This window comes from Streptomyces sp. W16, from assembly GCF_033194735.1.
Lineage (GTDB): Bacteria > Actinomycetota > Actinomycetes > Streptomycetales > Streptomycetaceae > Streptomyces.
This window is the reverse complement of record NZ_JAWOAI010000371.1, coordinates 1-10,133: the sequence shown is the minus strand read 5'-3', so window position 1 is coordinate 10,133 and position 10,133 is coordinate 1. Positions and strand designations below refer to the sequence as shown.

Sequence of the window (10,133 nt, the reverse complement as noted above, 5' to 3'; positions counted from 1 at the left end):
TCCTCGACGACGGCACCAGGCTGCCCGCCGGAGCCGTCGTGGTCGGCATCGGCGCCCGCCCCGCCACCGGCTGGCTCGCGGACTCCGGCATCGAGCTGGGCGCACACCGCGAGGTCGTGGCCGACGACCGGCTGCGCACCTCGGTGCCGGACGTGTACGCGGTCGGCGACTGCGCCTCCTTCCCTTCGGGAAGGTATGGCGAGCGACTTCTCGTCCACCACTGGGACAACGCCCTTCAGGGCCCGCGCACGGTCGCCGCGAACATCGTCGGCCAGACCCCGGCGGTCTACGACCCGGTGCCGTACTTCTGGTCCGAGCAGTTCGGCCGCTTCGTCCAGTACGCGGGCCATCACGCGTCCGCCGACACCACCCTGTGGCGCGGTGACCCGTCCACTCCCGCCTGGACCGTCTGCTGGCTGCGCGAGGACCGCCTGGTGGCCCTTCTCGCGGTCGGCCGCCCCCGTGACCTGGCCCAGGGCCGCCGCCTGATCGAGTCGGGCACCCCGATGAATCCCGAGCCGCTGGCGGACCCTTCTCTGCCGATGAAGGCCGCTATCGCCTAGTTTGCGACCCCAGGTCGGACCGGCCCGGCTTCCGACTGTCAGTCCGGGATGGCACGCTGTTTACGTGACCGAGATTGACGCAAAGATCGATGCTCTCGTCCCCGCCTGGCTCACGCTGCCCGACATCGCAGAGATGCTCGATGTCGAGGTGACACGCGTGCGGCAGCTGGTCAAGGACGGCCAAGTCATCGCCGTACGCCGTGGAGAGAACCGCGCGCTGCACGTCCCCGCCGCCTTCATCGACGGGACCGAGCAGAAGGTCGTCAAGGGCCTCACGGGGACCCTGACGCTCCTCCGGGACGACGGCTTCTCCGACGAAGAGATGCTGGAGTGGCTCTTCACCCCCGACCCCAGCCTGCCCGGCACCCCCGCGCAGGCACTGAGCGAGAATCGCGGCACGGAGGTGAAGCGCCGCGCCCAGGCGCTCGCCGTCTGACCCGGACGACCGGCTGACCCGGACGACCGACCGGTGTACGGGCCGCGGCACGCCCGCCCGCGGCCCGTACACGGCACCACCGCGCAACGACGACGAACGACAACGGGGGACACACGCATGCCCGACACCGCAGCCGCCGTACGCGCGGAACTCGCCGACGCCCGGGTCTACCTCTGCACGGACGCCCGCAGAGAGCAGGGCGACCTCCCGGAGTTCCTGGACGCGGTCCTGGCCGGCGGGGTCGACATCGTGCAGCTGCGCGACAAGGGCATGGAGGCCGCCGAGGAGCTGGAGCACCTCCAGGTGCTCGCCGACGCCTGCGCCCGGCACGGCAGACTGCTCGCGGTCAACGACCGCGCGGACGTCGCCCACGCCGCCGGCGCCGACGTACTGCACCTGGGGCAGGGCGACCTCCCGGTCCCCGCGGCCCGCGCGATCCTCGGCGACGACGTCCTGATCGGCCGTTCCACGCACGCGGACGCGGAGGCCGCCGCAGCCGCCGTCCAGGAGGGCGTGGACTACTTCTGCACCGGCCCGTGCTGGCCGACCCCCACCAAGCCCGGCCGCCACGCGCCCGGCCTCGACCTGGTCCGGTACACGGCCGCCCTGGGCACCGACCGCCCCTGGTTCGCCATCGGCGGCATCGACCTCGGCAACCTCGACGAGGTGCTCGAAGCGGGCGCCCGCCGGGTCGTCGTCGTACGGGCGATCACCGAGGCCGACGACCCGGGCGCGGCGGCGGCCGAGTTCGCGAAGCGGCTCCGGCAGCTCTGAGAGCCGTCCGGGTGTCGCGCTGTTGTCCGGTGGGTGGACAGCAGGGCGACAAATCAGGCAAATTTCCGGTTCCGGTTGGGTGACCGCCGTCCCCTGACTAACCTGCGGGTATGGCCTTCGGAATCGCATCCACCAGGACTGATCGCGCACGGACGGTGCGCGACATGCTCGCGACCGGCAAGAACACGTACTCGTTCGAGTTCTCCGCGCCGAAGACCCCCAAGGGTGAGCGAAGCCTGTGGAGCGCGCTGCGGAGGGTCGAGGCGGTCGCCCCCGACTTCGTCTCCGTGACCTACGGCGCCGGCGGGTCGACCCGCGCGGGCACCGTCAAGGAGACCGAGCAGATCGTCGCCGACACCACGCTCACCCCGGTCGCCCACCTCACCGCGGTCGACCACTCCGTCGCCGAACTGCGCAACATCATCGGCCAGTACGCCGACGCCGGGATCCGCAACATCCTCGCCGTGCGCGGCGACCCGCCCGGCGACCCCATGGCCGACTGGGTGGCGCATCCGCAGGGCCTGACGTACGCGGCCGAACTGGTCCGGCTCATCAAGGAGTCGGGCGACTTCTGCGTCGGCGTCGCCGCCTTCCCGGAGCTGCACCCGCGCTCCCCGGACTGGGACACGGACGTCAGGCGCTTCGTCGACAAGTGCCGGGCCGGCGCCGACTACGCGATCACCCAGATGTTCTTCCGCCCGGAGTCGTATCTTCGCCTGCGCGACCGCGTCGGGGCCGCGGGCTGCGTCACCCCGGTCATCCCCGAGGTCATGCCGGTGACCAGCGTGCGGATGCTGGAGCGGCTGCCGCAACTCAGCAACGCCGTCATCCCGGACGCTTTGAAAGAGCGAATCCTCACAGCCAAAGACGATCCGGCGGCTGTACGCTCGATCGGAATCGACTTCGCCACGGAGTTCTGCGCCAGGCTGCTGGCCGAGGGAGTGCCCGGATTGCACTTCATCACCCTGAACAACTCCACGGCGACGCTGGAAATCTACGAGAACCTGGGCCTGCACCACCCACCGCGGGCCTAGACCGGCCGCCCGGACATACGACACACTTCGTAGCGGCCACTGGGAGAGGGGCGTACATGGGCTGGACGGTCCTCTACATCGCGTTCGGCATCGTCGCACTGTGGTTGCTCGGTGAGGTGCTGCTGCAGTACAAGGCGCGGCTGCGCTGGCGACTGCTCGCCTTCGTCGGCTTCCTGGGCGTCGTGCTCGGCGTACTGATGCCCTCCGTCGTGGTGATCGGACTGGGCGCGGTGGCCTTCGCCATCGGCCAGACCTACGTCACCCTGTCGTTCCGCCGCGGCTTCGAAGCCGGCTGGGCGGTCTCCGGGCGACCCGGCGTCGGCGGCTTCAAGCGCCGCGGCGGCGAACCGGACGAGCAGGACCCGGGCCTGGACGCCTCGGGTCTCGACTCGACCGGCGCCCAGCCCGCTTTCCAGGAGTACGGCCAGAACAAGGCGGACTTCGGCCAGAACGACGACTACGACCGCGACGACGTCTTCACCCCGAACCGGCCGCTCGACCCCACGGCCGCCGAGACCACCTCGGTCTACGAGCCGCAGCCCCTGCCGGACGACACCGGCTCCTACGGCGTCTACAGCGCCACCGCCTACGCGAACGCCGCCGACCCGAACTACGCGGGTACGGACCAGGCCTACGCGGCAGCGGCGGCCGGCCAGACCCAGGACCAGGCCTATGCGGCGGCCGACCAGCAGCAGTACGGCTACGACAACAACTACTCGGGCTACGACCAGCAGCAGTACGGCTACGACACGACCGGCCAGCAGCAGTACGCGGCCTACTCCGACCCGTACATCGGCACCCAGACCTACGGCGGCGCCACGTACGACAACACTGGCTACGACGGCCAGCAGCAGTATCCCCAACAGGGCTACACGCAGGACCAGTACGGCAACGGCGGCTATGTCGGCGAGACCCCGGCCGGCGGGGTGTGGGTCCCGCAGCAGCGCAACGACGAGACCTACGGCGGCGAACTCCCGCCGGACCAGCAGCAGTACCCCTACCAGGGCGACGGCCAGCAGCAACAGCAGCAGCCGCAGTCGGGCCCCGGCTACGACGAGCAGTACCGTTTCTGAAGCCTACTGAGACCCTCTGAACCGCGGTCCCTCCACGATCAGTCCGGCCACCAGCGCCCCCGACATACCGGCGTGCGCGAGCCCACCACCGGGGTGGGACCAGCCGCCGACCCGGTAGAGACCGGGCAGGCGCGTGGTGTTCGCCGGGTGCAGGAAACGGCCCCGGCCGGCGGCGAGCGAGGGCGCGGGCACGGCTCCGGAACAGGCACCGGTCTCGCTCTCCGTGTCCCCGGGTGTGCGCACCTCGTGCCACAACAGGCGCTCCCGAAGCCCGGGTACGGCACGTCCGGCGGCTTCGAGGAGGAAGTCCGTGTAGCGCCGAACCGTGCCCTCGTCGTCCCAGTCGGCCTCGCTCGACAACACGGCGGACACCACCACGGACTCGTGCTCGCCGTCCGGCGTGAGCGCGGGGTCGTCGGGGCGCAGCACCGTCACCGTGGGGCAGCGGGGCTCGTCGCCTCCAGGGGAGGCCAGGAAGTCCAACTCGGCCTCGCGGTCCGGGGCGTGGACGACCGTCCGGTGGACGGCTCCGGCCTCGCGCGAGCCGCGCAGGGCCAGCAGGAGCGAGAACCGCACCGGCCGGGGGGAGTCCGGATCGGCCCGCACATCGCCGTCCTCGTCCAGCGAGCGGTCGGTCAAGGCCCGCAGCCGCGCGGGGTCCACGTCGGCGACGACATGGTCCGCGTCGACCACGGTCCCGTTTCTCAACTCCACCCCCGCCGCCCGCCCGTCCTTCTCCAGGACCCGGGTGACCTCGGCCCCGAAGACGAACTCGACCTTCCGCGCCACGCACCGCTCGTACACGGCACGCGCCAACTCCCGCATGCCGCCCCGCACATACCAGGTACCGAAGGCGTGCTCCATGTACGGCAGCACGGCCGCGCTCGCCGGAGCGGACCGGGGATGGAGGCCGTACGCGAGCGCGTGGCTCTCCAGGAGAGCCGTCAGGCGATCGTCGCGCAGCTCCCAGGCGCCGATCTCGGTGAGGGTGCTCGCCCGGCGCGTGCGCAGCAGCTTCTTGTGCGGGACCGCCGGATAGGGCTCCTGCTCGGCCAGCACCGACCAGTTGGGCCACAACGGCTCCTCCAGGAGGGGCCTGCGGGTGCGGTCCCAGGCCTCGCGGGCCCGGATCAGGAAGTCGCCCCAGCGCTGCCCCGCGCCGCCGCCCAGCGCCTCGTCCAGGGCTGTGACGACGCCCGCGCGGGAGGCGTTCGGCAACGACACCTCCGTGCCGTCCGCGAAGACGTGCCGCGAGGACGGGTCGACCTGGACCAGCTCGACCAGGTCCTCCAGCGGCTCCTTGCCGGTCTTGATGAACAGGTCGCGGTAGACCGCGGGCACGGGCAGCAGCCCGGGGCCGGTGTCGAAGGAGAAACCGTCCCGCTCGAAGCGGCGCACCGCACCGCCGTACGTCTCCGTACGCTCGTACACCGCCACCCGGTGGCCCGCGACGGCCAGCCGGGCAGCGGTCGCCATCGCGCCCATGCCGGCGCCGATCACCGCAATCCGTGCCATGCCTGCGACTTTATCGGCCGCCACTGACAGTGCGGTCACGGGCCGTCACCACGGCGGCCGGTCCGGTGGCCCTCCCACCTGCGAGGCCAGCCGTCTCTCCTCTCGGAGCTGGGCCCGGCGGCGCAGGAACCGGCGGATCCGTGAGATCAGGAAGAACAGGACCGTCAGCCCGGCCACCAGCAGCACGGCCGCGATGATCGCCGCCGCCTGTGGATGGAACATCGCGAACGAGACGATCCCGCCGACCCCGAGATCCTCGGCGAGACTCATGACGATGTTGCTGAACGGCTCCGGCGAGGTGTTGATCGCCATCCGGGTCCCGGCCTTGACCGTATGGCTGGCCAGCGCCGTCGAACCGCCGACAAAGCCCGCCACCACATCGTTCAGCGAACCGCTGTGACCGGCCAGCACCGCGCCGACCCACGCCCCGGCGGCCGGCCGGATCAGGGTGTGCACCGAGTCCCACACGGAGTCGACGTAGGGGATCTTGTCGGCGACCGCCTCGCACAGGAACAGCACGGCCGCTGTCACGAGGACCTCAGGGCGTTGCAGCGACTCGGGGACGGCGTCGCTCACCCCGGTCGCGCCGAAGACGCCGAGCAGCAGCACCACCGCGTAGGCGTTGATGCCGCTGGCCCAGCCGCTGGTGAAGACCAGGGGGAGTACGGACACGGGGGCGATAGTAACCACTCGGCAACAGGGCGTCCTGGGCCTGAGTGCGTACGGCTGAGTATGCGTACCTAGAGGGTGAGATGAGTACGCGCGCGGATGGGGTGCGACCTGCGCGAACGAGAGAGTGGAGACACGGAAAGGGGCGCGGCTCCGGTACCGCCGACACGGGGCGGCGGAACGGGGCCCGCGCCCTTGGCCGCTCCTTCCGCCGGAACGTCGGCGGAAGCGAGGCACGGGGGAACCCAGGGGGACTGACCAACGGGGGTTCCAACAGGGGGAACGTACGGGGGAAGCACAAGGGAGCGCCGGTTCGGGGCGGCCCGCGGGGGACGCGGCCACAACGAACCGGCGCTTCTGTGCGTGCGGTCAGCGGTCTCCGCTCACCCTGCCCTGGAGCAGCCTGGACAGCGCCGAGTGGACGTCGTCCAGGGAGCGCTCCGGCTGGAACGACTGCCAGTCGAGAGCGGCCACCAGGACCATCCCGACCAGTGCGGCGGCCGTCAGCCGGACATCGATCTCGGGGCTGAACTCGCCGCCCGCCACACCCGCGTGCAGCACGTCCTCGATGGCGGCGTTCACCTGCTGGCGCACCACCATGAGCGTGGACTGCCAGGCCCGGTTGGTGCGATACAGCTCGGCCACGTACAGCTGGGTGAAGGACGGGTAGCGGGCGATGAAGCCGAGGCCCGCGCGGATCATCGCGTCCAGGGCGTCCACCTTGCTGCCGCCGTCCCGCGCGGTCTGCTCGGCGGCCTCCCTCAGAGAGGCGGTGAGGAGGCCCACGCCGTGTCGCAACAACTCCTCGAAGAGGACGGACTTGCTCGCGAAGTTGTAGTAGACGGTGCCCTTCGCGACCCCGGCACGCTCGGCGATCTCGTCCACCGTGGTGGCCGAGAAGCCCTGTTCGGCGATGAGCGTGACGGCTGCCTCGTAGAGCTTCTGCCGGGTGGCCTCGCGGCGCGTGCTGCCGCCCGACGGGGTGCTGCTGCTTTCCATGGGCCTGATTGTCACAGGCCCGGCTCCGGCGGTGGGCACGGGTGTCGAGGTCCTGGGCGAGGTCACAGGCTCAGCTCCGGGTGCAGCCGGTCCAGCGTCCATACCTGGCGGCGGCGCGCGGACAGCGCGGTCAGCGCGAGCGCGCCCGCGGTGAAGGCGACGAGCACCACGCACGCGTGCCACACGGGTTCCAGGCCACCGCCCGTGATGAGCCTCCGTAGTGCCTCGACCACGTAACTCATCGGCAGGAAGGGGTGGATCGCGTTGAAGAAGCCCGGACTGGTCTGCACCGGATAGGTGCCGCCCGCCGACGTCAACTGGAGCATCAGCAGGGCGAGTACGAGGATCCGGCCTGCCGCCCCGAAGCGCGCGTTCAGCCACTGCACGATCGCCGCGAAGCACGCCGTCACCAGGAACAGGAAGCCGACCGTGCCGACCGCGTGTGCCATCTCCAGACCGATCGCCCAGTGCAGTACGGCCATCAGGGCCACCGTCTGGAGCACCCCGACCGCCACCACCGGCAGCCAGCCCGCGAGCGCGATCCGCCGGGCCGGGGCACCGGCGGCCAGCGCGCGCCGGTTCATGGGCGTGATCAGCATGTACGCGACCATCGCGCCCACCCACAGGGACAGCGGGATGAAGTACGGGGCGAATCCGGTGCCGTAGTTGGGCGCCTTGTGCAGGTCCTGGGAGGCCAGCTGGACCGGGTCGGCCATGACCCCGGTGCGCTGGTCGCGGTCCTGCTTGTCGTAGTCCGGGATCTGCGCCGCGCCGTCGTGCAGTCCGCCGGCCAGCTTCCCGGAGCCGTCGACGAGCTTGTACAGGCCGCCGCTGAGGTCCACGGCACCCGTCTTCAGCTTGCCGACACCGGTGTCCAGGGCGGTCGCGCCGGCCTTGGCCGTGCCGAGCCCGGTGTGCAGGGTCTTGGCGCCCGCGGCGACCTTCCCGGCGCCGTCGTTCAGCTTGTTGATCCTGGCCACCGCGTCGTCGAGGTCCTCGGAGAGGTGCGGTGCGCGGTCGGCGAGCGCCTGGGCCTGCGTCTGGAGGGTGCGCAGATTCGTGTCGAGCTTCTTCAGGTCGCCGTTCTGGTCGACGACCAGGCTGTTGACGTCGTCGGCTACCTTCGCCACGTCGGAGGCAGCCTGAGTGGCCTTCTTCAGGTCGGGGCAGGCGGCGTCGTCAAGGACGGCGGTTTCGCAGCGCGCCCTGTAGACGTCGTCCAGGGTGTCCGAGGCCGCGTGCGCGCCCTTGGCGGCGACCGGGGCCGCCTTCACCAGGGTGCCGAGGTTGGCGCGGATCGTCTTCGCCGAGTCGGCGACCAACTGAGCCGTGTCCCCGATGGTCTTCTCGTTGTCCTCAAGGAAGGGCCCCACCTTGTCGGCGACCCCGTTGACCGTGTTCGCGAGGGTCTGTGTCCCCGCCGCCACCTGACGCGAACCGTCCTCCAGGTCACCCGCGCCCGTGTCGAGCTTCTTCAGGCCCTTGGAGAGCTTCCCGCTGCCCTTCTTGGCGTCCTTCAGGCCGTCGGCGAGATCCTTGGAGCCCGCCTCGGCCGTACCGATGCCGCCCTTGAGCTGATCGGCGCCGTCGGCCGCCTTCACGGTCTGGCCGTGGATGTCGGAGAACGAGACGAAGATCCGGTCCAGGAAGGTCCGCGAGGCCTTGGTGGACGCGGCCGAGCGCACCTCGCTGAACACCGTCCGGGAGATCTGCCCGACGATGTAGTTGTTCGCGTCGTTCGTGCGCACCTGGAGCGCGCCCGTTTCCGGGGAGTCGCCCGCGCTGGAGGCGATGCGTCGGCTGAAGTCGGCCGGCATGGTCAGCGACAGGTAGTACGTGCCGTCCTCGACGCCCTTCCGCGCGGTGGCCGCACTCACCTCGTGCCACTCGAACGTCTTGCTGTCGCGCAGTCCTCGGGTGATGTCGTCGCCCGCCGTGAGCTTCTTCCCTCCGGCCGTCGTCCCGTGGTCGTCGTTGACGAGCGCCACGGGGATGCGGTCCAGGCGGCTGTACGGGTCCCAGAAGGACCACAGGTACAGGGCGCCGTACAGCAGTGGCAGCAGCAGGAGGGCGACGAGCGCGGCGCGCGGCAGCTTGCCCCTGCCGAAGCGCCTGAGCTCAAGGGCGGCCAGTCGTGGCGCGTGCGTCGGCCTTCTCCGTTCCTTCGGCGGACACCGCCACGACGGTTGTTCCGGAATCCGCGAGGGACCTCAACAGGTCCCAGATCTCCGCCCGTTCGGCATCCGAGAGCTTGAGATCGACGTCGTCCACACCGAGCAGGGCCGGTCGCCCGACGAGCGCCAGCGCGATGGACAGCCGCAACTCCTGCGGCCGTTCCAGATCCCGTACGGCGGTCCGGGCCCCCTTGGGCAGGTCGTCGAGGTCGAGACCGGCGGCGGTCAGCGCCCGCTCGATCCGCAGCCCCGCCTCGACCGCCCGCTCGGACCGAGGCCGCAGCATTGCGCGCATCGAGTCCCCGAACCGCCGTTGCAGCAGCGCCCGTTCGCGCAGATGCTCGCCGGCGGTCAGCGCCGGGTCGAGGTCGGTGACCCCGGCGACATTGGCCAGTGCGCCGACCCGCCGTACGGCCGCCGACTGCTTCGGCAGCGTCAACTCGCCCACGCGGGCGGTCCCTTCGGACGCCTTCATCCGCCCGGTCAGCGCGAGCAGCAGGCTCGTACGCCCGGACCCCGACGGCCCCTCGACGGCGATCAGGGACCCGGGCCCGGCGTCCAGGGAGATCCCCCGGAACGCCCAGCCGCGCGGCCCCTTGACCCCGAAGTCCTCGGCCGTGACACCGACCCCACCCACGGTTCCCCATCCCCTGTTGCCCGACTCTTTTTGAACTGACTGGTCAGTGCAAAAACTAACGCGAACCTTCGATCGAAGCAAAAGCGCAGGTCAGAACGGATTGTCAGTGCCATACCTCACGATGGGCACATACGGCACTACCTGACAGGCGTGCCGTCACACGACGACAGGAGGTTCGTCATGGCCAACTCGTCCGCAGCCGCCGCCCGTCGGCGCCGCGCCCCCGGCCCTGCCCCCTCACTGACCGGCCCGGCGAGCG

The 10,133-nt window shown here is 70.9% G+C and carries 10 protein-coding genes; 5 read left to right on the top strand and 5 right to left on the bottom strand.

Annotated features, from left to right (window positions below; all coding sequences use genetic code 11):
* The 5 genes from R6V09_RS36145 to R6V09_RS36125 form a co-directional block, all read left to right on the top strand.
* Nucleotides 1–563 (top strand): oxidoreductase C-terminal domain-containing protein (locus R6V09_RS36145; protein ID WP_317885696.1); only part of this gene is annotated, 563 nt, incomplete at its 5' end.
* A 64-nt stretch (nucleotides 564–627) separates the two neighbouring features.
* A complete protein-coding gene (locus R6V09_RS36140; RefSeq protein WP_317885695.1) occupies nucleotides 628–999 on the top strand; it encodes an Rv2175c family DNA-binding protein in 372 nt (123 codons plus the stop codon).
* A gap of 117 nt (nucleotides 1,000–1,116) precedes the next feature.
* Nucleotides 1,117–1,773, top strand: coding sequence for a thiamine phosphate synthase (thiE, locus tag R6V09_RS36135; protein ID WP_317885694.1), 657 nt, complete (start codon nucleotides 1,117–1,119; stop codon nucleotides 1,771–1,773).
* 110 nt (nucleotides 1,774–1,883) lie between these two features.
* Entirely contained in the window at nucleotides 1,884–2,807 is a 924-nt protein-coding gene (gene metF / locus R6V09_RS36130) for a methylenetetrahydrofolate reductase [NAD(P)H] (RefSeq protein WP_317885693.1), read from the top strand.
* Between the two features lie 56 nt (nucleotides 2,808–2,863).
* Nucleotides 2,864–3,880 carry an SCO2102 family sporulation regulator gene (locus R6V09_RS36125; protein WP_317885692.1) on the top strand — a complete coding sequence of 339 codons (1,017 nt, stop codon included), beginning with the start codon at nucleotides 2,864–2,866 and terminating at the stop codon, nucleotides 3,878–3,880.
* 3 nt (nucleotides 3,881–3,883) lie between these two features.
* On the opposite strand, the gene R6V09_RS36120 is transcribed toward R6V09_RS36125, so the two are convergent.
* The 5 genes from R6V09_RS36120 to R6V09_RS36100 all read right to left on the bottom strand — a co-directional run bounded on the left by R6V09_RS36120 (nucleotide 3,884) and on the right by R6V09_RS36100 (nucleotide 9,874).
* Complete coding sequence (locus R6V09_RS36120; RefSeq protein WP_317885691.1) at nucleotides 3,884–5,395, bottom strand: phytoene desaturase family protein; 1,512 nt, start codon at nucleotides 5,393–5,395, stop codon at nucleotides 3,884–3,886.
* A 45-nt stretch (nucleotides 5,396–5,440) separates the two neighbouring features.
* Nucleotides 5,441–6,067 carry a DUF4126 domain-containing protein gene (locus R6V09_RS36115; RefSeq protein ID WP_317885690.1) on the bottom strand — a complete coding sequence of 209 codons (627 nt, stop codon included), beginning with the start codon at nucleotides 6,065–6,067 and terminating at the stop codon, nucleotides 5,441–5,443.
* A gap of 366 nt (nucleotides 6,068–6,433) precedes the next feature.
* Nucleotides 6,434–7,063, bottom strand: coding sequence for a TetR/AcrR family transcriptional regulator (locus tag R6V09_RS36110; RefSeq protein ID WP_317885689.1), 630 nt, complete (start codon nucleotides 7,061–7,063; stop codon nucleotides 6,434–6,436).
* Nucleotides 7,064–7,125: 62 nt separating this feature from the next.
* Entirely contained in the window at nucleotides 7,126–9,195 is a 2,070-nt protein-coding gene (locus R6V09_RS36105; protein WP_317885697.1) for a YhgE/Pip domain-containing protein, read from the bottom strand.
* Nucleotides 9,182–9,874, bottom strand: coding sequence for an ABC transporter ATP-binding protein (locus R6V09_RS36100; protein ID WP_317885688.1), 693 nt, complete (start codon nucleotides 9,872–9,874; stop codon nucleotides 9,182–9,184). Before R6V09_RS36100 ends, R6V09_RS36105 begins: the two co-directional genes overlap by 14 nt.
* Between the last annotated feature and the right edge of the window lie 259 nt (nucleotides 9,875–10,133).